General features: G+C 38.8%; 22 protein-coding genes. 8 read left to right on the top strand and 14 right to left on the bottom strand.

The features are described 5' to 3' along the window. The first annotated feature begins 27 nt into the window (after positions 1-27). Complete coding sequence (locus FHS59_RS10960) at positions 28-492, top strand: MaoC family dehydratase (protein ID WP_184495184.1); 465 nt, start codon at positions 28-30, stop codon at positions 490-492. On the opposite strand, the gene FHS59_RS10955 is transcribed toward FHS59_RS10960, so the two are convergent. Together FHS59_RS10955 and FHS59_RS10950 are read right to left on the bottom strand one after the other, a co-directional pair. Beyond that, the gene (locus tag FHS59_RS10955) at positions 493-1,218 is read right to left on the bottom strand and encodes a tRNA threonylcarbamoyladenosine dehydratase (protein ID WP_184495183.1); all 726 of its coding nucleotides are present in this window, start codon (positions 1,216-1,218) and stop codon (positions 493-495) included. Further along, positions 1,211-1,861 carry a TatD family hydrolase gene (locus FHS59_RS10950; protein ID WP_184495182.1) on the bottom strand — a complete coding sequence of 217 codons (651 nt, stop codon included), beginning with the start codon at positions 1,859-1,861 and terminating at the stop codon, positions 1,211-1,213. The genes FHS59_RS10955 and FHS59_RS10950 overlap by 8 nt, the downstream gene beginning before the upstream one ends. A gap of 54 nt (positions 1,862-1,915) precedes the next feature. On the opposite strand from FHS59_RS10950, the gene FHS59_RS10945 reads away from it, so the two are divergent. Beyond that, positions 1,916-3,076 (top strand): hypothetical protein, encoded by a 1,161-nt coding sequence (locus FHS59_RS10945; protein WP_184495181.1) that lies wholly within the window; start codon positions 1,916-1,918, stop codon positions 3,074-3,076. Positions 3,077-3,115: 39 nt separating this feature from the next. On the opposite strand, the gene FHS59_RS10940 is transcribed toward FHS59_RS10945, so the two are convergent. From FHS59_RS10940 to FHS59_RS10925, 4 genes are all read right to left on the bottom strand, one after another. Beyond that, positions 3,116-5,545 carry an outer membrane beta-barrel family protein gene (locus FHS59_RS10940; RefSeq protein WP_184495180.1) on the bottom strand — a complete coding sequence of 810 codons (2,430 nt, stop codon included), beginning with the start codon at positions 5,543-5,545 and terminating at the stop codon, positions 3,116-3,118. A 206-nt stretch (positions 5,546-5,751) separates the two neighbouring features. After that, a complete protein-coding gene (locus FHS59_RS10935; RefSeq protein ID WP_184495179.1) occupies positions 5,752-6,357 on the bottom strand; it encodes a superoxide dismutase in 606 nt (201 codons plus the stop codon). Positions 6,358-6,461: 104 nt separating this feature from the next. Continuing rightward, the gene (locus FHS59_RS10930) at positions 6,462-6,905 is read right to left on the bottom strand and encodes a nucleoside deaminase (protein WP_184495178.1); all 444 of its coding nucleotides are present in this window, start codon (positions 6,903-6,905) and stop codon (positions 6,462-6,464) included. 5 nt (positions 6,906-6,910) lie between these two features. Further along, positions 6,911-8,047: a hypothetical protein gene (locus FHS59_RS10925; RefSeq protein WP_184495177.1), complete on the bottom strand. Its 1,137-nt coding sequence runs from the start codon at positions 8,045-8,047 to the stop codon at positions 6,911-6,913. A gap of 237 nt (positions 8,048-8,284) precedes the next feature. Between FHS59_RS10925 and FHS59_RS10920 the strand changes: the two genes are divergently transcribed. Further along, positions 8,285-9,394, top strand: coding sequence for a Na/Pi symporter (locus tag FHS59_RS10920; RefSeq protein ID WP_184495176.1), 1,110 nt, complete (start codon positions 8,285-8,287; stop codon positions 9,392-9,394). Here FHS59_RS10920 and deoC read toward each other — a convergent pair. Further along, positions 9,391-10,056 (bottom strand): deoxyribose-phosphate aldolase, encoded by a 666-nt coding sequence (gene deoC / locus FHS59_RS10915; RefSeq protein WP_184495175.1) that lies wholly within the window; start codon positions 10,054-10,056, stop codon positions 9,391-9,393. The two genes, FHS59_RS10920 and deoC, sit on opposite strands and share 4 nt — an antisense overlap. Before the next feature lie 6 nt (positions 10,057-10,062). Further along, on the bottom strand, positions 10,063-11,271 hold the full coding sequence (locus FHS59_RS10910) for an NAD(P)-dependent oxidoreductase (protein WP_184496097.1): 1,209 nt from the start codon (positions 11,269-11,271) through the stop codon (positions 10,063-10,065). 147 nt (positions 11,272-11,418) lie between these two features. Between FHS59_RS10910 and FHS59_RS10905 the strand changes: the two genes are divergently transcribed. Then, entirely contained in the window at positions 11,419-12,009 is a 591-nt protein-coding gene (locus tag FHS59_RS10905; protein ID WP_246388406.1) for a methyltransferase family protein, read from the top strand. A 13-nt stretch (positions 12,010-12,022) separates the two neighbouring features. On the opposite strand, the gene FHS59_RS10900 is transcribed toward FHS59_RS10905, so the two are convergent. Genes FHS59_RS10900 through FHS59_RS10885 form a run of 4 tightly spaced genes read right to left on the bottom strand, consistent with a single transcriptional unit; the run spans position 12,023 to position 15,187 of the window. Further along, a complete protein-coding gene (locus FHS59_RS10900; RefSeq protein ID WP_184495173.1) occupies positions 12,023-12,574 on the bottom strand; it encodes an FKBP-type peptidyl-prolyl cis-trans isomerase in 552 nt (183 codons plus the stop codon). Positions 12,575-12,577: 3 nt separating this feature from the next. Then, positions 12,578-13,132 carry an FKBP-type peptidyl-prolyl cis-trans isomerase gene (locus tag FHS59_RS10895; protein ID WP_184495172.1) on the bottom strand — a complete coding sequence of 185 codons (555 nt, stop codon included), beginning with the start codon at positions 13,130-13,132 and terminating at the stop codon, positions 12,578-12,580. A gap of 46 nt (positions 13,133-13,178) precedes the next feature. After that, complete coding sequence (locus FHS59_RS10890) at positions 13,179-14,105, bottom strand: FKBP-type peptidyl-prolyl cis-trans isomerase (RefSeq protein WP_184495171.1); 927 nt, start codon at positions 14,103-14,105, stop codon at positions 13,179-13,181. 47 nt (positions 14,106-14,152) lie between these two features. Then, positions 14,153-15,187, bottom strand: coding sequence for a DHH family phosphoesterase (locus tag FHS59_RS10885; protein WP_184495170.1), 1,035 nt, complete (start codon positions 15,185-15,187; stop codon positions 14,153-14,155). 187 nt (positions 15,188-15,374) lie between these two features. On the opposite strand from FHS59_RS10885, the gene FHS59_RS10880 reads away from it, so the two are divergent. From FHS59_RS10880 to FHS59_RS10865, 4 genes are all read left to right on the top strand, one after another. Beyond that, on the top strand, positions 15,375-15,797 hold the full coding sequence (locus FHS59_RS10880; RefSeq protein ID WP_184495169.1) for a nucleoside-diphosphate kinase: 423 nt from the start codon (positions 15,375-15,377) through the stop codon (positions 15,795-15,797). Between the two features lie 218 nt (positions 15,798-16,015). Next, positions 16,016-16,675: a response regulator gene (locus FHS59_RS10875; RefSeq protein WP_184495168.1), complete on the top strand. Its 660-nt coding sequence runs from the start codon at positions 16,016-16,018 to the stop codon at positions 16,673-16,675. A 173-nt stretch (positions 16,676-16,848) separates the two neighbouring features. Further along, a complete protein-coding gene (locus FHS59_RS10870) occupies positions 16,849-18,012 on the top strand; it encodes a helix-turn-helix domain-containing protein (RefSeq protein WP_184495167.1) in 1,164 nt (387 codons plus the stop codon). Positions 18,013-18,085: 73 nt separating this feature from the next. Continuing rightward, a complete protein-coding gene (locus FHS59_RS10865) occupies positions 18,086-19,744 on the top strand; it encodes a serine hydrolase domain-containing protein (protein ID WP_184495166.1) in 1,659 nt (552 codons plus the stop codon). 141 nt (positions 19,745-19,885) lie between these two features. Here FHS59_RS10865 and moaA read toward each other — a convergent pair whose 3' ends face one another. Both moaA and moaCB read right to left on the bottom strand, forming a co-directional pair. Beyond that, a complete protein-coding gene (moaA, locus tag FHS59_RS10860) occupies positions 19,886-20,902 on the bottom strand; it encodes a GTP 3',8-cyclase MoaA (RefSeq protein ID WP_184495165.1) in 1,017 nt (338 codons plus the stop codon). Beyond that, the gene (gene moaCB, locus FHS59_RS10855) at positions 20,886-21,803 is read right to left on the bottom strand and encodes a bifunctional molybdenum cofactor biosynthesis protein MoaC/MoaB (RefSeq protein WP_184495164.1); all 918 of its coding nucleotides are present in this window, start codon (positions 21,801-21,803) and stop codon (positions 20,886-20,888) included. The genes moaA and moaCB overlap by 17 nt, the downstream gene beginning before the upstream one ends. Positions 21,804-22,354: the final 551 nt, after the last annotated feature.

Here is a 22,354-nt window from a genome sequence, read left to right as displayed (position 1 = left end):
TTTGATTTTTTACAAAAAATATCAGGAATGAGCGCAATTGAAATTGGAAGTTTTGAGGATTTTGAAAAGTACAGCGGCAAAGAATTAGGGACTTCAGATTACTTTCAAATCACCCAAAAACAGATTAATTTATTCGCTGATGCCACTTATGACCACCAGTGGATTCATACTGACCCAGAGCGAGCCAAATCTCAAGGCGCTTTTGGAAATACCATCGCCCACGGCTATCTGACTCTGAGTATCGTCCCTCATCTTTGGGAGCAAATCCTCAAAGTAAATAACCTCAAAATGATGATCAATTACGGAATCGAAAATTTCCGTTTTGCACATCCGGTTTTGGTTACGGATCAGGTAAGGCTAGCTGCCACATTAAAATCTGTCGTAAACCTACGAGGAACTGTTAAAGCTGAAGTCTCAGTAAAGCTTGAGATCAAAGACCAGAAAAAACCGGCTTTCACCGGTGTTTTAGTATTCCTTTACCATTTCAAATAATCAGGAGGCCAAGAGGTCATTGACTACCGTAGCAGCACAGGCACAGCCAAATGCTGCTGGAAGAAATGACATCGTACCGTAGGCAGATTTCTTATAGTTACTGCCATCGGTCATCATCATACTTTCTTTGATCATTATTTCGGAGGAAAAAACCGCCTTGAAACCGGTTTTGATGTTTTTCTTCTTCAATCTTTTTCTGACCATTTTCGCCAGTTTGCAAGCATAAGTATCGGCAATGTCCACCACCTTGACCTGTGTAGGATCAACTTTTCCTCCCGCACCCATTGAACTGACCAAAGGGAACCCTCTGTTATAGGCACCATCTATTAAATGGAGTTTTGGGGTAAAGCTATCAATGCAATCCACGACATAATCGAAATGATTTGATTCCAAAAGCTGAGTCATTTCTGCTGGTCCCAAAAATTCCTTGATTGTATGGATCTTTAATGATGGATTGATGGAAGTCAATCGCTCTTGCATCCAGGTAGCTTTGGATTCTCCCACATTTTTCTGAGTCGCGGGTAATTGTCTGTTACAATTAGTGATGTCGACAATATCCCCATCTATAATTGTCATCTCACCGATCCCAGCTCTACAGATAAATTCTGCTGCAAAAGATCCTACTCCTCCTAAACCCACGACCAGTACATGCTTTTTTGCCAATTTCTCCAGCCCACCGCGGCCGGTTATCAGTTCGGTCCGGCTAAGCCAGGCAAACTCACTCATAAATTTTCCTTTTTGAAATCCTATTCCAATTTGATAGTACCTGCTCGGAAAGCTCCTCCACAGAACGGCCCAAAATTACTGAAGCCGCATTAAAAATGGAATCAATAGTCTCATCAGAATCATCCGTTTCAAAAAAATAACGATCCTCTGGACATTTTTTGAGCCAGGAAACAGCATTTGAATCTTTCTGCTTCAAAGCCTTTCCAAAGGAGAAAGAAACCGGAAATGGCAAAAGTTGCTCTCCTAGATGTGGCTTGAGATTGAAACCATGACAAATGATCGAAGGGATTTCTGTCTCATTTTTTAAATACTCAAGCAATAAATCATGGGATTTGACCAAGTGTAAAATCAGCGGAATCTCCAATTCGAAAGCCAGCTTGGCTTGTGCAGAAAAAGCTTTTTTCTGAACTTCTTTATCCGGCCCCCAAATTCTATCAAAACCCGCCTCCCCGATGGCCATGCATTTTTCATCTTTGGCAAAAGCCTTCACTTTGTCAAAGTTATCTTCCCAGTTTTCTTGAAGGTTCCATGGATGCAGGCCTGTAGAAAAAAAACTGGTAGATTCTTTAGGCCGCTCTAGCTCAATGTTAAAAATTGCAAATTCATTAGTTGAAGAATGGGTATGAATATCTAATAGGTTCATTAAGTTTTTAAGTTAAACTAAATGATATAAATTATGATTTAAACTTTACCTATTATGAAAAAAACCAACTTATTTTTAGTCCTCGCTTTATTCGTTTTTTCTTGTTCTCAATCTGTCGATAAAGAAAACAACAAAGAAAATGAATCCATTGAGTTTATAAAAAAGGATTCCATCAAGGTGAGTTACATCGGTCTTCCAAAACTCATGGATGTCAAACCCTCTATTCAAAGAATCTTATTTTTTGATACACAGGCCATGAAATTTGTAATCGCAGATTTTGATGGAAATGTGGTCAGTGAATTCAGCAAAGGTAGAGACGCTCCAGATGGTTTTGGGTTTTTCCCCATGGCAGCTGGTAAGTTTAAAGAGAATGGATCAATTCAGATTGTTTCTGCCCAGGGTTTATTTGAATACGATCAGGAAGGGAATCTATTGAATAGCAAAAAAATACCGAAGGACGATATTCAACCTTTTTCCGGAAGATTTGATGCTATCCAGGAGATCCAGTTTGTTGATGATAAAATCCTTTTGGCTGGCGTAGTCCCCAGAACTGAGTTTAATAAAACTCAACCTGAATTTTATGACACCTTTCTACAATTGGTCTGGGTTGACACCGCAACAGGAAAATTTGAAAGATTCCTAAATTTGGAGGAGGAGAGTATTTTCCAAAATAATATGTCTCATGAACCAACCACTTTATCTCCGAAGTATGAGGTGATTGATGATAAATTGTATGTGATCAATGGAACAGATCCATTTTTAAACATTTACAAAAACGATCCTCCCTATGAGAGAATTTCCAGAATTCCTTTAGCTCTTAAAGACTACAAACTAAATCCAGGAGAAGATCCCAAAAAAGCTGATCCAAATGCGATCTCCTATGATCCAAGCTTTGGGAATATCTTGAAAATGGCCAAGGTCCAGGATAAATTGGTCATCTCCTATGTCTCAGGCTATGATGAACAAGATGTTCAGCTGCAAAAAGAAAACAAAACAGAGGAAGATTGGAATGCTTTCAATGAGCGGGTTTCCAAAAAATATAAAACTCATTACCTCATTTTAGACCTAGACGGTAACCAATTGGCAGATCTAGAATCTCCCCAAGAATTCGATAACATTTTTGTAAGCAGGGAAGGTGACTTATGGTTTTTTGGAAAAGCAAATCCCGACGTTGAAGAAGATTTTGTCAAACTGTACCAAGTTTCTATCGAATAAAAACAAAAAACCTCCCAAAATTTGGGAGGTTTTTATTTATTAATTCAATCTATCTCTTTCTTCGGAGCTTCCTGTACTCTTATTTACCCTGAAGCTTTCTCCTTTGGCAAATCTGTATCGAAGTGTAAATCTCACTCCTTGGTTACTTCTATATTGTCTGAAGGAAGTATCAATATCCGCAAAATCAACTTTTGCTCTGATCACTTGAGTTCTGAATAAATCAGTACCATTGACAGCGATCGTTAGCTTATCTTTCATGATCGTCTTAGTCACTCCTGCATCAACCCAGCCAAAACCTTTCAGCTCTCCCTGACCCCAGATCTGTGGACCTAGATACATTCCTACCACTTCCAATTTAAAGCCCTTTGGCAAATTGATGTTGTGCTGAGATCTCACCATAAAGGAGGTCTGTGAATTGTCTAGGTAATCATCTCCGATCTGAGACTTGAAACGGTTATAGTTCACTTGCAGCATATTCGAAGTTCCCCACCATTCGCGGATCTGAACCGGTACCATTGCTCTGAAGTTCGCGTTTCTGGTTTTGTCGAAATTATCAGTGTAGGTAGTCGTCGTTCTTTCTTCATCATCTTGGATAAACACCTGCATAAATGCATCTGTCGTTTCACTGTATCCAAGTGTGAATTGGTAGCTTCCCTTTATCACATGATTCATTTCAAAATTATTGGAATATTGAGGCTTCAGATTAGGGTTACCTCTCTCCGAAGTCAATGGATCGATGTAATACACAAATGGATTCAACAATCTATAATTTGGTCTAGTGATTCGTCTGTTCGCGTTATACACAATCTGATAATTGTCAGAAATTTTATGCTGAACGAATGCACTTGGGAAGAGGTTGAAATATTCCTGAGTATTGATTTGATCCAATGTCACAGAGTTTCCTTCTATATCAGAATATTCACCTCTTAGACCTGCTTGATAACTTACTTTATCTGAAAACTTCCCTTTGTAGGAAACATAACCTGCCAATACATTTTCATTGTAAATAAAGTGGTTACTGTTACCTGTAGGCTCAAATGGGCCATCTTCAACAGATAAGGTCAGATCCAGATTATTATCTGATTTTACCCAAGATCCTTTCACTCCAGTTTCCAAAGTACCTTTCCATAGCGGCTTCACGAAATCGACTTTTGCAGTGAAGATATTATAGTACATGTCATTCAGAGTATTCAATTTTCCTCTGCTTGCATTGGCAAGGTCTTCCCCTGTCCAAGTGGTAGTGCTCAACAAGGATTCGCTGTCAGAATTCATTCTGGTAAAGTCGATATCGGAAGTAAGCTTTGTACCCAAAGTATCCAAATTTCCTCCATAGTGAAGGTTTCCAAAGAAACGGTTTCCTCCACCTTGAGAATCATTGTAGGAATCAAGGTAATTATTATCCGCTTGGCCTGGAGTAGTAATCGCCGTCAAAGAAGGATTGGTAGTGGTGTTATTGAAATCAGAAGCTTGTAAGTTCAATCCAATGTTGTGGTTTTCATTGATTTCATAATTGGCAGCACCATTAAAGAACAAGTTTTTATTCCTTTGTTTGATTCTTGACTCTTGCATGAAGTTGGAAACTCCACCTTCCACATCGAAATTTCTTTCAATGTCCAATTCATTCAAATTGGCGTAGTGGTTATAATTCAAGTCTGCATTAGTAGACCATTTTCCTTTTTTCACGTTGAGAGAGACTCCTCCGATAGGAGCCCAATAACCGTTATACTGGCCACCAGCCTGGACATTCCCAAATACGCCATCAACTGTATTCTTTTTCAGACGGATATTAATCACACCAGCAGAACCTTCCGCATCAAATCTCGCAGATGGATTATTGATCACCTCAATGCTCTTGATGTTATCAGCTGGCATTGCTCGTAGGAAATTAGCAAGATCAGTAGCACTCATGTAAGTTTGACGATCATTGATCATGACCACAGCACCTGTACGGCCATTGAGATTTATGATCCCATCCTGGTCGACATAGATCCCCGGAGATCTTCCGATCACATCCAATGCAGTGGATCCTTCCGCCATAACAGTACCTTCGACGTTGACGATGGTTTTATCAGGCTCAATGATGATTTCAGGTCTAGTAGACTGAACAGTCACCTCATCCAAACCTGTGGCTTCATCAATTACTTGAATTTCACCCATGTCCTTGATCATTCCTGGCTTTAAATCGAAAGCTTCAGATTCGAATGATTTAAATCCAATGGATGAAATGACAAGTTTCACTTTTTCGGTTTTGGAAGATTCGATCAAAAACAATCCATCTTCGTCGGAAACAGCTCCGTCTACCAAGTGTCCATCGTTTACGGCGATCAAGGCCACGTTGGCATAAGGTACGGATTGTCCATTTTGGTCTAGAATTTTCCCTGAAATCTTGCTGAAGTCCTTTGCAGCAAGATTATTCATCCCTAACAAGTAGGTGAAAAGGGTCAAGAAAAGTAAGTTGGTAGTTTTCATTGAAATGAAATGTATATGTGTTGACGATTCCACTCAATGAAAACAAAATGCCAAGTCTCAAGAAAGTGCCTAAAATAGCCCTAGGAGCAATTTATTAGAATGCCAAAAAATTTCACTGTATCGAAACCGTACAGTAATTCGACCACTTTTAAACAAAAAAAATCCCCCACCGTTAGGCAGGGGACTTAAAATTTAATCTGAAATTATTATTTAGCAGCAGCGTAACGCTTGCTTACTTCATCCCAGTTTACCACATTCCAGAAAGCTGTAATATAATCAGGTCTTCTGTTTTGGTAGTTTAAGTAATAGGCATGTTCCCAAACGTCAAGACCAAGGATCGGAGTACCTGGGCACTCAGCCACATCCATCATTGGATTGTCCTGATTTGGAGAAGAGCAAACACAGATTTCTTTGTTGGTGTCTACACAAAGCCAAGCCCAGCCAGAACCGAATCTAGTAGCAGCAGCTTTGTTGAAAGTTTCTTTGAAAGCGTCAAAAGAACCGAATTTAGCATCAATTGCAGCAGCTAATTCGCCTGTAGGAGCGCCTCCACCATTTGGAGAAAGAATAGACCAGAAAAGTGAGTGATTGTAATGACCACCTCCGTTGTTTCTTACCGCGGTATTTGAACCTGCGATTTTCAATAATTCTTCTAGTGATTTACCTTCTAGATCTGTTCCAGCGATCGCATTGTTTAGGTTTGTCACATAACCGTTATGATGCTTGGTATAATGGATTTCCATTGTTCTTGCATCGATATTTGGTTCTAATGCATCATATGCATAAGGTAATGAAGGGAGTTCAAAAGCCATATTGTTAAAATTTAAGGTTAAACGATTTAAAATTAATTCATTCAAATAATCTGTCTAATGAACTGGTAGAAAAGAAAAAAAATTCCCTTAAAATCAATTTCCTTTTAATTTCTCAGTTTTTTAAAAAAATCAAGTAGCAATTGCTCTGATTCTGAGGCCAAAGATCCTTGGATCAGCTTCGTTTTTGGATGCAAAATACTAGGATTACATTGGCGGAAACCTCTTTTGGGATCGGGCGCCGCATAATGAACTTCTGTAATCTGTGACCAAAAAAGAGCCCCGGCGCACATGACGCAGGGCTCTAAGGTCACATATAATTTACAATCTGTGAGATATTTTGCTCCCAGGTAATTTTCAGCTGAAGTAATGGCCAATATTTCTGCATGAGCAGTGACATCATTCAGCATTTCTGTCTGATTGTAGGCTTTGGCAATTATCTTATTCTTACAGACGATGACAGCTCCTACCGGAATCTCTCCTTCTTCATATGCTATTTTGGCCTGTTTGAAGGCCTCATTCATGAAATATTCGTCTGTAAATATGTCCAATTCAATTACCTAAAAAAGTCCAAGATCTCTTCTCTGATGCCTTCGTTGATTACAACAGCAAGAATAAGTGAAACCAACAATCCTATAAAGGCCTTGCTAACATCTTTTCTGGCCAACTTAAATGCTCTCGAAACCCAGTCTCTTCTTTTCTCTGGTTTGCCGGCTTTACCCAAAGCAATCGCCAGTTCACGTCCTCCCAACAATCCGATAAATACCCAAGTAGTACTCATTGGCACTTTGCTGTGGATTTTGAAATAGAAAAGGATGATCGCGTAAACAAAGTCCACAATCGTAGCTGCTCGGACATCGGTGACATTTGATTTTTCGTTGACTATGGATTGGATTTTGTCTCCTTTCAGGTAAAACAAAAACCCTAAGCCTAAGAAAACAAAGCCTGCATAGACAGCAAATTCATAGACATTCAATTGTCTTGGAAGGAAAACGGCAATATTCGCAGCATCCTGCATGATCCAAACAGCCCATAAAGTACCTGATGTCAACCACTGCAAATAAATCCAGTAAGGAGCAGGTTTTCCTTTTAGGTAATTTTGAACAAATCTTTCTAAAACAAACCAAACTACGATAGCGATACCAAAAGCAAGTAGGTAACCTACAAAACTCTTTTGCATCACGTCTACTATCGTTCCGGCTTTATAGGTGAAAACATTAAGTAACAAGAATGTAGTAGAAACTGGCATCCTCATTCTCGTCATAATCAACAAGACGATCGGTGCCGCCAACTGTAAGAAAACAAAACTATCAGGGGCTTTGTCCAGACCTTTGGTCGTCAATCTCTCATAACTCACATCTCCACCAAAAGTAATCCAGCTATACGTAACAGTCCCAACGAAAATCAAACCCATGAATAGCCAAAGCCAATACCACTTTTTCTCCTGATTGGAAGCGATAAACGTTCCTATGGTCTGGATACTGTCATTTGCAATCGCTGAATATGCCGCCAAAGCAAAACCAAACCACATTGCCGCATAGGTATAAGGTAAAAGTAAACCTGCAACGGATATCAAAATACAAATACCAACTAGGAATTGCTTTTCTTTCTTAGCGAAATCAAATAAGGAGTAGGCGGTCTTACTTAATTTCTCCTGGTTAATATTCTGGTCAAGATTCTTTTTTTTAGCCATGGCCTGTTTTAAATTTTCATTTAGGCTGCAAAATTAATGAAGATAATTTCCCGAGGATGTTAAGAAATTGTTAAGTAAACACAAAATCTTCTCTATTCCTCGAAAATCGACTTGCAAATCGCAAAAAAATTTCAACTTTTGCCAATTATTTTAATGAAAATTTGGAATTTCCTCCAATTCAAGTCAACTACTGAAATAAAAGAAAACTGAAGTAAAGTATCATCGAATAAAAGCGGGATGGAATTAAACAGTCAAGAAAAACCCGAAGTAAATAAAACCAAGAGTTATCTCTTGATGCTTTTGGCAATCATTTTATTCATTTTTTCGATCGATCTACTGACAGTTGCCATGGGGCAATTAAACAATTCAGTAGCTTCAGATATCCTCAAAGCGACCAGAAATCCTTTCGTCAGCTTATTTATTGGTTTGTTGATGACTGCTCTTATACAGAGCAGCTCTACAGTAACCTCAAGTATCGTTGCAATTGTCGCTGCAGGAAATTTATCCTTGGAGCAAGCTGTACCTATGGTCATGGGAGCAAATATTGGTACGACTTTGACTTCCACCTTGGTTTCTTTTTCGTACATCATGAAGAAAAACCAGTTTAAGAGAGCAATATCGGCAGGGATTCTTCATGATATTTTTAACATTATCACAGTGTTTATTTTGCTTCCTCTGGAAGTGTATTTCCAATTTTTATCAAAAATTGCACACTACTTAGCTTCTCTGTTCATTGCAAATCCAGAATACTCCGGACCATTTACTTACAATAAAGTATTCACCAGACCATTGACAGAGTGGATCTCTGATACAATCCAGATCCCATTTCTAACTCTTGTAATTGCGATTTTCTTGGTTTTTGCAGCGATCAAAATGCTTTCTTCTTCCGTGTACAAAGCTTTTGTTTTGGACAGCTTTCAGGAAATAAACAATTTCGTTTTCAAGAAAACCAACCTGGCATTTATCTATGGAATGTTTTTTACCGCTGCAGTCCAGTCAAGCACGGTTACGACTTCCTTATTGGTTCCTTTGGTCGCCAATAAAAAAGTAAGTCTTAAAAAATCATTTCCCTTTATAATCGGAGCAAATATCGGTACAACTATTACGGCGGGAATTGCTGCGTTTTACAAAACCGAAGCAGCCATTGCCCTTGCCATTGTCCATTTCCTGATCAATTTCTTCGGGGCTTTAATTTTCCTTCCATTCCCAGTCATCCGAAACATCCCAGTGAAAATCGCTGCATTTATGGGAGAAAAATCATTGCAGACCAAATTCATCGGGTTTGCTTACATTTTATTGACATTCTTCATCATCCCTTTTTTACTGATCTATTTCAGTACAGATTAAGAAAAACGTTCCCTCCAAGCATCCATCAGTTGTTTGGCTGAACTGGTACCGATACGATCAGCTCCGGCTTGGATCAATTCGATTGCAAAATCCAGCGTTTTGATCCCTCCTGAAGCTTTGATTCCAACATGTGATGCCAGAGACGCTCTCATGGTCAATATATCTTCAACAGTCGCCCCTCTTGAAGCAAAGCCTGTAGAGGTTTTGACATAATCAGCACCAGCATCCTGACAAATCATACAAGCTTCCTTGATTTGGCTTTCGCTGAGATTCGCAGTTTCGATGATCACTTTCAAAATCCGTTCTTCCTCATGGCAAATTTTTGAAATCTGGGCAATTTCGATCTTTGGCCAATTCATACCCGAGTGAAATGCAGTTTGAGACCAAACAAGGTCCAGTTCATCTGCTCCTTGTTTAATCGCTTCTTTCGTTTCGAAAACTTTTGTAGCTGTATCTGTGTAGCCCAAAGGAAACCCAATCACTGTGACCAGCTGAATGTCCTCTTCTTTCAATTCTCTTTTTGCCTTCTTTAGCCAAAATGGAGGAAGACAAATCCCTACAAATTGCTCTTCAATCGCTTCTCTGATTAAGGAATCAACCTCTTCTCCGTTGAGAGTGGGCTTTAGCAAGGTAGACTCCAAGTATCGGTGAAAGTTTTTCATAAGTATTTAAGATTCGGAATTGACGAAATCGGTCAGATACATAAACTCCAATGTCAAATCCCCATCTCTGGCAATCGTAGCGCCTTCCAATATTGGAGATACTTCTTTATCCAATTCAGGCATTACCCATTGGATCAATTGGTTACCAAAGTCCTGGCTGGACTCTCTCGGTAGCTCACAGGGTAAATTATCTATTGCCATGACCGAAATACTCGTCTGACTCCCAAACGCCTCTATAGCCTCTCCACTATCTCGGTCAATATCAAAAACAGGATTTAGAATGTTAGTGGATTTAATGGTCGTGGGAACAGATCCGTTGACATCACAAGAAACATCTGCTATAACCGACAGAGCAAAATCCGGATTCGCGATATCTTTCAACTCAAAGAGTCTTGGAGCTTCAGGATCCCAATAGTGAGCTGATATTAAAATTTCTCCAGCTTCTGCAAACTTCAAAAAATGGCTTTCGTAGCGCTCTGGAAATTGATAAAACTCTTCTTTTTCATAGCCTCCATCCGATTTTCTCCGGTTATAATCCGAAGAATGTAATACAACATAAACTGCTTCATCGAAATAGCCATGAAGGAAATCATGAGTGGATACTTCTTTTAATCCCAAAGCCTCCAAAATTTCCACTGCCCCTTTTCCTACTCTTCCAGAACCGGTCACAATAATTTTGATCGGGGGAAGCTGTACTTTTTTCAATTCTAAGTTCAGTTCTTTTCGATCATAACATTGGTAAGCCCTTTTTATATCAAAGAGATTTGTTTTCTGGCCATAAGTCCAAAAGGCATTATATGCTCCAACAATTCCTGCCCATCTACCGAAAGCTACCACGCGCTTTCCATTTCTATCTTTCAAAACTTCGTAATCCAATAATCGAATATTCTGATCAAGCACTGCCTTGAGGAGATTTCTATTAGACTTTTGCTTTTTGATGGTATGGGAAAAAAAGATAAAAGTTTTATTAGGGATCAACTGGGCAATCGGAACTTCCTTTACCCCGAAAATAAAATCACAATCCATCAGGTCATCCACGATTTCTACTTCTTCATTTAGATATTCCTGATCTGAATAGCTTCTTTCGGCACTAGACTGAACCCGAAAAGAGTATTTTCCGGGAAACTCCTCTAGAATCTTTTTGATTTGAACAGGTGTAAAAGGCGTACGACGATCGGGAGGGTTTTTTCCTTCACGGATAATTCCGATTTTCATGAGATTATTATTGTTTATTAATGAACTCATAGCTTGTCCCGATATTGTTTCGGAAGGATTGCGCTGTATTTATTGTCGTTTCAGGGTGTTGCTTTTTAGTAATGCTCGATTTCATAAAAATTAAGTTATCGGTTATTCTACTTATAAATGGGCTATTTCTTGTTAATCTTAAGCTGGGGCTTCTTCTATTTTACACACAGCTTTTTCGCTTCTGCCAAGTTAAAAAGAATTCTAAAAGTCCGATGGGAACAAGGATTTAAAAGCTACAGACTTTTATACTCAATTGTTTCCACTTTACTTTTTTTGGGAATCATGATCCAATCCATTCTAATTCCTCCACAAAACTTTCTTCCTCAAAAACCTCTATTGACTTATTTGGGATATATGATTGCTACTTTCGGAACGATCCTCACTGTCCAATCTAGCAAGCAGATTCATCTAAAAGAATTTTTAGGATTAAAATCAGAGCCAAAAAGCCAGAAATTGATCACCTCCGGTTTGTATGGTAAGATGAGACATCCACTGTATTTAGGACTTTTGATGATCTTTTTAGGCTTCGTGTTGGTTTCCGCCCAATACACTGCTTTGGTTCACTTTTTCTGTCTTGTAGTGTATTTACCATTTGGAATATACTTCGAAGAGAAAAATTTGGTAGACCAATATGGAGATGCTTACCTCAACTATCAGAAAAATGTACCGATGTTATTTCCAACCTGGAGCAAAAAAAAGAGGGCCTAAACCCTCTTTTTATTTAATCTGTACCTTTGAAATCAATATCAAAAATCAATATGGAATTGGCAGGTATTCTACTTCTGTTCTCAGAGTCCTGATATCCATAAGGTGAAGGAATAACAAATCGAGCTTTGGAGCCTGGCCTTAATCTTCCGAAAGCAATGTCCCAACCAGTAATTACTTCTTTTATACCAAATTTAAATCTGAATAGATTGTAATCTTTGCCCTCGACATACAAGTCATTTTCTCTTGCTACAGTTTCAAGATTGGTATCGAATACTGAACCATCTTCCATTAAAGAGCCGATAAAATCTGTATAGACAACATTTCCACCGGTAGGCCTAGATCCAACTCCTTCTTCCTGAACAATAATGATAACACCAGAAGGGTCATGAATTCTATACAAACTATCTATTTGAGCTGTATCAAGGTAAGCCGCAATCTTAACTGAATCAATTGCCAAGTTACCTTCCACATCATACGCAGGTCCGGTATTAAATGGATTATTAGGTTCGCAGGCTACGATTGCACCAAAAAAAGCAAGTAATAGAATATTGAATAGATTCTTCATTTATTAATTATTTCTTGGACCAGGAGTAATTTCCATTAATTCCATCTCAAAGACTAAAGGAGTGTTTGGGGGAACAGGGCCATATCCTTGTCTTCCATATCCCAGTTCTGAAGGAATGATGATGGTCGCTTTATCACCAAGTTCCATTTTTGAAATTCCAAAGGCAAATGATGTAAGTACTAATCCATCTCCCACTACAAACTTTAGGGGGAGGTAATTGTAATTTGGATTATACAATCCGTTATCCACTGCAATTTGCTCTATACTAGTATCAAATACAGTTCCGCTTAGAAACTTACCTATGTAATGGACTTTAACCGTATCACCAACAAATACTGAATCTTGGCTGCCAGAAACAAATTGCCAGATTTGATAATAGGCATCTTCTGGTAGGGAAAATTCTTTTACGTTAACAATAGACGCAGTATCTAGATAGTTTTCAATTGCTTCTTTGTCCGCTAGGAAAATAGCCTCTGTAGTTTCTTCAGAATCTACGCAAGAAAACAGGGAAATGCTTCCCATTGCAAGTGCTACCAGTGAATACAGTTTAATTCTCATTTTGTTGGTGTAGTTTAATTATTTGTTCTTATAAGTCTAAGCGAACTTATTTCTGAACATCTACCACTTCTACGTCAAAAATCAAAATGGCATTTGGTCCAATCATACCTCCGGCACCATTCTCTCCATAAGCAAGAGGAGAAGGGATCAAGAATTTACCTTTGGATCCTTTTTTCAATAATAACAAACCTTCATCCCATCCTGGAATAACCTGACCCATTCCTACATTTACCGGAAGTGGCTCATATGGTCTTTGAGGATTAAAGATGTCGTTTTCTTTTGCCAATGACTCAATAGAAGTATCGAACAAGGTTCCATCTAACAAGTACCCAGCATAGTTTACATTCATGGTAGTACCTGGAGTGACAGCATCACCTGTTCCTTCTTCTTCGATGACATAATAAAGTCCGCTCTCAGTCTTATTCGCAGTCAAACCCTTTTCCGCAACATATGCTTCAATAGTTTTTGCTTCTTCCGCTACCAATTCTTTCGCTCTCTCAGCTCTTTTCAGCTCTTCAGCTTCCATGGTTTGGTTAAAAAACGTCTCAATTGCAGCTTGATCCATAATTTCGAAAGCTCCAAGACGAACTTTTACCACATCTTCTTCTTTTAGGAAAGGAGGGAAATTTTCTCCAAAAATGATTTTCGCAGTAGACTCAAATGCAATGCTATCTCCTTTTCTTAGGTTTAAGAAGATTTCATCCATACCGTTATTAGGAGTAATTGAATCATTTGCCATCAAATAACCAGGGAATGGCTGAGTAGCAGTAGAATAAATCACTGAGTCATCAGCATTTGTGATTTCCAGATTATAAAGAAGGAAGTTTCCGTTAGGAGCTTTTTCATTTCCTTCTTTTACGTAGGTGTATTCGATTCCGTCTTTTTCGGTTACTTTTTTCTTTTGACAAGAAGAGACGATGGATACACCAAACATCAGAACGATAAGAGCCAAGAGGCTTTTGTTATTTTTCATAAAGAGTTTTGAAATTTCTAAGGTATTAAGTGGGTGGTTTTTTTGCTTTAGCTGGCGCTGATGGCTTCCTCTGAGAAAAGTGACTCGCTGTTTTCTTCTACTAATGATTCAAATCGCTCCACTGTTTCTTTTAATCCTAAGGTTGATTTGCCTCCAGATGCGTTTTTATGACCTCCTCCATTGAAGAATTTCGCAGCAAATTTATTTACTGCTACTTCACTGGATGATCTGAATGAGATCTTGATGCCATCTTCCCGCTCAGAAAACAAAGCAGCCAGTTTTATGCCATCCAAAGATAAAGCATAATTGACCAATCCTTCAGTATCTCCGGTCTGGCTTTGATATTTTTTAAGATCTTTTTTGCTAATCGCAAAGTAGGCGGTATGCAGATCTTCTCTCACAATCAGTCTTCGGCTGATTGCAAATCCGATAAACTTCAAACGGTTGACGGAATTAGAATCATATATCCAATTGGCAATTTGTGAGCTATTTGCTCCCAGATCTATCAATTCAGCTACTACCAAGTGTACATTTTTGGTCGTATTTGGATGTCTAAACCCGCCAGTATCGGTCATAATTCCAGCGTAAAGGCATTCGGCAATGTCCTTATCGATCAAATCTTTGTCTCCCAATTCATCGATCAGTTCGTACACCAACTCGCAGGTAGCTGCAGCTTTGGTACTGGAATATTCAAAATCAGCAAAATCTTCCGGATCCTGATGGTGATCAATATTGACCACATAGGCTTTGGATTCACGGATCATTTCACCCAATTCGTTAACTCTATTTAAAACTGAGAAATCAAGGCAGAAGATAATATCCGCTTCTTCCAGTTTTTGTGTGGCAATTTCCTGATGCTCTGGTTTGCTAAAATCCAAGACATCATCATTGCCTTTCATCCAATTAAGGAAAGAAGGATAATCCGAAGGAGTCACTACCGAAACCTCATGTCCTTTCTTGATCAGGTAATTTGCCATACCTAATGAAGACCCCAATGCATCCGCGTCGGGCTTGACATGTGTGGTAATGAATATTTTTTTGGGGGTTGAAATTTCTTTCTTAAACGAGGCTAATGCGTCCATTTTTTAGAATTAGCGGCACTTTGGCTCTAAGTAAGTCGCAAAGGTCAGTAATTTTTTGACAATTCCCAACTTATGCATTTTGCTGAAAATTAGCCATCTAGCTGATAAATCATTTATAATCCTCGGAAGATGGATTTAATTATCCTATTTTTGCGGCCGAATTGAACCAATGATAAATACAAAACCCATGGCAGCAAACAGAACATTTACCATGATCAAGCCAGATGCATTCGCAGCAGGCAACTCAGGCGCTATTCTTAAAATGATTGAAGAAGCAGGTTTCAAAATCGTGGCAATGAAAGCTACCCAATTGACTCCGGCACTAGCTGGAAAATTCTACGAAGTTCACAAAGAAAGACCTTTCTACGCTGATCTTTGTGCTTATATGTCTTCTGGACCGATCTTCGCCGCTATTCTTGAAAAAGACAATGCTGTTGAAGACTTCAGAAAATTAATCGGTGCTACTAATCCAGCTGATGCAGCGGAAGGCACTATCAGAAAAATCTTCGCTAAGTCTATCGAAGCTAATGCTGTTCACGGTTCTGACTCCGACGAAAATGCAGCTATCGAAGGCGCTTTCTTCTTCTCTCAGACAGAAAGAGTAGCCTAATTATTTAGCACATTATTTCTATCGAAAGCACCTCTCTGGAGGTGCTTTTTTTGATTTTAGTCAATCAACCTCTAAAAATGAGTGAGAAAAAAGTCAAAAAATCCTAACTGCCCACTTTTTTATAAATGAATCAAATGATTGGAAAAAACCAACGCTATACGTAGGGTCCCCCTAAGTAAATTCCCTTACTTTACTAAGTAATTTGAAAAATACCCCTCATGCCAGCCAGCGTTATTATAGCAGATGATCAAGAACTCGTCCGTGACGGAATCAAATATTTGGTAGAAATTGAAGCAGGACTAGAAGTCATCCACGAGGTTTCTAATGGGAATGTACTTGCCAAGGTACTCGAACAAAAAAAACCGGATTTGCTGATTCTGGATTTGGCTCTACCTGAATTAGGCGGAGTAAAAAGTATGGATGAGCTTTCGGAAAAGTTCCCTAAAGTAAAAATATTGATCCTGACCATGCTTGATTCTGAAGATCAAGTAATGGGAGCCCTGGAATATGGTGCTGCGGGATATGTGCTGAAAGGCTCCTCCAAGTCCGAAATTCTCAAAGCAATCCAAGCCATTCTAAATGGTAAAAAGTATTTCTCAGGAGACATTTCTGGAATCCTTATCAGCAATTATTTAAGAAAAAAGACTGCTCCTAGTCAAGAAAAAGAAGAGGAACCAGGACAGCTTGCATTTTTGACCAAGCGTGAGAAAGAGACCCTGAACATGATTTTGAAAGGGAAAGGGAATAATGAAATAGGAGAAGCACTTAAAATCAGCAGAAGAACGGCAGAGACACATCGATTTAATCTGATGAAAAAACTTCAGGTGAGCAATTTGGCAGAACTTACTCAAAAGGCAGGGGAACTGGATTTGATTTAAGTTACCGTATCTTTAGTCTTGATTTAAAGTGATTTAAACCCAAAAGATTAAGATCGATTGACTGGAAAGTAATGTTTGTTTCACTCTAAAAATTTCAGGTAAATCTTCCCTATTTGTGAATTCTTAAGGTTTAACGATAGTATTTCTCTTAAAAAAGGTAATAGACCTGCCCCATGCTTTTTGATTTTAACTCCAAGAGTTCTCTATTATTTGTCTTTTTCCTGCATGGGCTGATTTTCTCTTGTCTCCTTCTAGTGAAAGGAATCCAAAGTAACGACAAGCCTAGCTATTGGTTGAGTCTTTTCACTTTCCTATGCACCTTATACATTTCCCCATTTATGCTGGGATATGCTGGTTGGTATACAGAAAATCCATATCGGGATATTTTATTTTATATCCCTTTCCAGCAACTTCTGCTTTTGCCACCTATCTTATACTTCTATTGCAAAAGCTTATTTGATAGAACATTTACCTTTCGAAAGGTCGATTATTTTCATTTTTTACCTGCCTTTTTATATCTTCTTTATTCCCTTTCGATCTTTTTAATGGATAAAGTCATTTTAAAAGAAGCCTATTTTTATGAAGATGGACGAGACAAGGATTTTATATTCGAATATCAATTGGCTGGATTTGTCTCTTTGGTTTTATACTTGATCTTAAGCTTAAAATCATATAAAACTTACAGGAATATCACCTATGATACCATCAGCTACGCAGATTCGATTACTTTTAAATGGGCGCAGCGATTTCTGATTGCATTCCTGGGTTTATTGATTTTTCGAGGCCTATTTTTCATTCTCAATCCTGAATGGGCTGAGTTTGGAAGGAAATTCTGGTATTACCTGGTTTTCTCCATCCTATTCTATTATATCTCTCTCAGTGGATATCTGAACTCTATCCGTTCGGTCACCTCATTTTTAGAAACTTCACCGGATCAAAAAAGGATACTACCTCCAACTGAATCTTCCAATTCTGAAAAAGTAGAAGTACAGGATTTAGAAATCTGGAAAGAAAAAATTGATCGTTTGATGCGAATCGAGCGAATTTATGAGAATCCAGAATTATCAATATTCGAAATCTCTCAAAAGCTGGATACTCACTCCAAGAAAATTTCGCAGGTCATCAACCAAGGTTATGATATGAACTTCAATGATTTCATAAATCAGTACCGGGTCAAAGCCGTTATCAAAAAAATGGAAGCAGGTGAACATACTATTCAGACCTTGCTTGGTCTAGCGCTGGAGGTAGGCTTCAATTCCAAATCCACTTTCAATAGGGCCTTTAAAAGACACACATCCCGCTCTCCTAACGATTATATCAAAGAAAATTTCCAATAATGTGTGTCAAATCAGGATTTGAAGCTCTTTTTTGGATAGTATGAGGGATCATTGCAAGAAAAAAGAAGTACACATGAAATCTCTTTCCATTGTAATCACCTTATTTCTTCTTTCGGCGACGCCTTTATTAGCCCAAATTACAGAGGTAATTTCCAAAGAAAAGCTTCAAGAGCTTGAGTCAATTGCCACTCAGGATGTACCTCCAAATGCTCCCGGAATTGCAACTGCAATTATCAAAGATGGAAATGTGATTTTTAAAAAATATTCTGGTTTTGCTGATTTGGAGGACAGTGTGGAGATCGGAGAAAATACCCGGTTTAATTTGGCATCCAATGGAAAGCAGTTTACAGCCCTTGCCATTCTAACTCTAATCGAAAGTGGAAAACTGGATTTATCAGACGACTTGAGAAAGTTTTTTCCAGATTTATTCCCAAAAATAAAAGAAGAAATCACCATACAGCATCTGCTGAACCATACCAGTGGGATCCGGGATTGCTACGATTTATGGGCTTTGCAGGGAATTACTTGGTGGCAACAAACCTATGACAATCTAGACGTATTTGCTCTTCTACAGAAGCAACAGGATTTGAATTTTAGTCCGGGTAGTAAGTTTCTGTATAGCAACAGCAATTACATTTTATTAGCTCTTATAATAGAGAAACTATCAGGGAAAAGTTTTGTGGCCTATACCAATCAGATGTTTCAGGATCTGAATATGCCAAATACTTCATTTGAACCTGATCATACTTCCATTCGAGGACCAATCGCTTATGCGTATTTTAATTTTGATACTTGGACAGGCTACAATTGGATGTGGAATGCAGTGGGGGATGGAAATCTTTTCTCTACACTGGAGGACCAAATCCAATGGGAAAAAGTGGTGCAAGGAAAAGCTATCACTCGCATTAATCCGGAAATAATCAAAAAAAGCCAGGAGGTAATTCCTGGTTCTGAATTCAAAAATTATGGATTTGCGCTAGAATTTGGGAAGTACAAAGGCTTGGATTACAGCTTTCACGAAGGAGCTACTGGAGCCTGGAAAGCAACAGTACTGAGGTTTACTGATCAGAATATTTCTATGGTTACGTTGACTAATACGGGAAAATCAATTCCATCCATGCAGACAAGGCAGATGGCGGATGTTATCTTTGATCTGGAGGAAGCTCAAAAATACCTGGTGACCAAGCCAGAAAGTGTTGGTGAGATGGTTTCTGAGGCAGAAATTGAAGGCACTTATTTGACGGAAAATGATTTCACCTTCCAGTTCGAAATGCGGGATGGAAGTCTTTTTCTGATTAGAAATGGCAGAAATGATGTGGAACTCGAAAGGGAAGCTGCTAATATTTTTCATCAGAAATACGACCCGGACTTTAAGCAGGAATTTACTTATTCAAAAGATGGAGAATTGGAAGTCACAGCCTATTATATTAATCATGCTCCCTATTCCTTGACAAAATTGAATGCAGATTTTAGAGGTTTTGAGTTCAAAAGTTTGGAAGGTATTTATCTAAACACGGAAACAAATACGAAGTTGAACATTGAATACCTCAAGGATCAGAATTATCAGATAAGTCTTGCAGATGGTGACCCAAGAAATGGCTTATTAATTTCTCCTTCCAAATTACTTGTTGGAAACTATGGGGTGGAAATTCGAAAGATAGAGTCTAAAATTCCTGCACTCTATCTCAATGGTGACAGAATCAAAAATGTCAAGTTTGTAAGAGTGGATTAAATGGGTGTTTGATGTCTATGGTCAGCTGAAAAGTCCTCGGACAATTGGTTTTATTTAGCTGAACTTAAATCATCAGATTTAAAATCTGGATCTTTAGATATTATCAATAAATCTTTAGAGTAAACTTCAATGCATTAATACTTATCCCCCAATCGCAATCATACTGCGATTATCGGAATGTAAGTTGGGGTCAGACAATTTTTCTAAATTATCCATACCGGCACGCACGGCCTTTTTACGAAGAATGGTTTCCAAGATCAATTGCTCTACATCTTCACCTGCTCTGTGAGCAGTCAACAAATCAGTTTCTAGATTAGAAAACAGGCAGTTTTTGATTCTACCATTGGCAGTTAAGCGGATTCTGTTGCAGGTACCGCAAAAGGGATTGGTGACAGATGAAATCACCCCAAAATTCCCTTGGTATCCCTTGATCTGAAATTTTCTTGCAGTCAGATTCTCCTCATCAGGAAGTGCTATTAAATTTTCTGAACCCAAAGTGGATCCTACTGCAGCTAAAACCTCTTGTTCGGATACCATTTTGGACCGATCCCATTTATTTCCATCAAAAGGCATAAACTCGATAAATCGAGCCGAAATCGGCAAATCCTTGGTAAATTTCACAAAGTCCACCACCTCATCATCATTGATGCCCTTCATCAGTACAATATTCAATTTCACTTCAAATCCTTCCCGAATAAACAGGTCGAGATTCTCCATGGTTTTCTCATAGCCTGATCTTCTGGTAATTTCCTTAAATCGCTCCTCTTTTAGGGTATCAAGGCTGAAATTGACTTTTTTGAGTCGGTGCTTTTTAAATATAGGGAGAAAGCGATCGGCCAAAATTCCATTGGTTGTAATGGAAAGATCCACATCCAACTTCGACAAGCGACTCAGTATATCCTCAAAATCCTTTCTCAACAACGGTTCTCCCCCTGTCAATCGGATTTTCTTCACTCCCATCCCCACAAAGGTTTTCGCCAGACTTTCTATTTCTGAAGCATTCATGATAAACTTGGAAGGAGTCAAAGGGATCCCCTCTTCGGGCATGCAATACTGGCAACGCAGATTGCATTTCTCGATCAGAGAGATCCTGAGATAGTCGTGTTTCCTACCAAATTGATCTTTGAGTACCTGAAGATTTTCAGTCTTTTCCGTCATGTTGCGTTCCTCTCAATACTTTAAATACATGCAATAAATGTGGGAAAACCGCGTCCATGGATTCCTTTGCTCCATTTGTGGATCCTGGCAAAGCCAAAACCAAACAGTCCCCGATCGTTCCAGCCACCGATCTGGAAAGCATCGCATAAGGCATTATTTTTTGGCCATAACTACGGATGGCTTCTTCAATACCAGGAATTCTTCTTTCCAAAATTGGTTCTAAAGCCTCTGGAGTCACATCCCGCTTGGAAAGTCCTGTTCCTCCGGAAAAAATCACCAGTTTGTTAGTGTCTGCATATTCCAATGCCTTTTGACGAATCTGTTCCAGTTCATCCGGAATCACCTCATAAGAAGTAATTTCCACCTCCATGGATTCCAGTTTTGCCACAATGGCTTTTCCGGCTGCATCTTCTTTGATGCCTTTGGAGACAGAATCCGAACAGACAATCACAGCAGCATTGATGGAATTCGGGCTTTGCTGCTTAAAGCTGCTCTTTCCGCCTTTTTTCTCCACCAAACCCACTTCTCGAATCACAATCCCTTTATCAATCGGCTTTAACATGTCATACATGGTCAATGCAATCACCGACGCTCCATGCATGGCTTCAACCTCCACGCCTGTTTTGTATACCGTTTTGACGGTGATGAAGATATGAATTTCCAAACCCTGAATCTCATACTCAACTGCCGTATATTCTATCGGAAGAGGGTGGCAATCAGGAATGGTAATATGTGTGTTTTTTACGGCGAAAAGACCGGCAACTTTGGCCATCTCGAAGACATTTCCTTTCGGCACTTTATTTTCTACCACAGCCGTAATCGTTTCAGGCATACTTACCTGCACAATGGCTTTTGCCTTTGCAATTCTTAGCGTGGTTATTTTATGAGTAATATCTACCATTTCTAATTTTCAAAATTTACTTGTCAGCTTTCTGAATTTATGCCCTTCCTACTGACTACTTTTTATCACTGTGAAGGAAAAGGCTTTGACTCCGCTCAGCCTGACATTTATTCCGTTTCCTATTTTCAGTTTCTAATTTCTTTCCCTTTTCAGACTTCTAAATTTAGCTTTCTGACTTTCCACACTGCCTACTGCGACTGCCAACTGAAAACTTTTTAAACTTCTGATTTCAGCTTTCTGAATTTATGCCCTTCCTACTGACTACTTTTTATCAAGTGAAAGAAATGGCTTCGACTCCGCTCAGCCTGACATTTATTCCGTTTACTATTTTCAGTTTCTAATTTCTTTCCCTTTTCAGACTTCTGACTTTAGCTTTCTGACTTCCCCAACTGCCAACTGCGACTTCGCACTGAAAACTTTTTAAACTTCTGATTTCAGCTTTCTGAATTTATGCCCTTCCTACTGACTACTTTTTATCAAGTGAAAGAAATGGCTTCGACTCCGCTCAGCCTGACATTTATTTCGTTTACTATTTTCAGTTTCTAATTTCT

It is taken from the genome of Algoriphagus iocasae (genome assembly GCF_014206875.1).
Classification (GTDB): domain Bacteria; phylum Bacteroidota; class Bacteroidia; order Cytophagales; family Cyclobacteriaceae; genus Algoriphagus; species Algoriphagus iocasae.
Note: the sequence above shows the minus strand (reverse complement) of the source record. Positions and strands in the feature narration are given on the sequence as shown.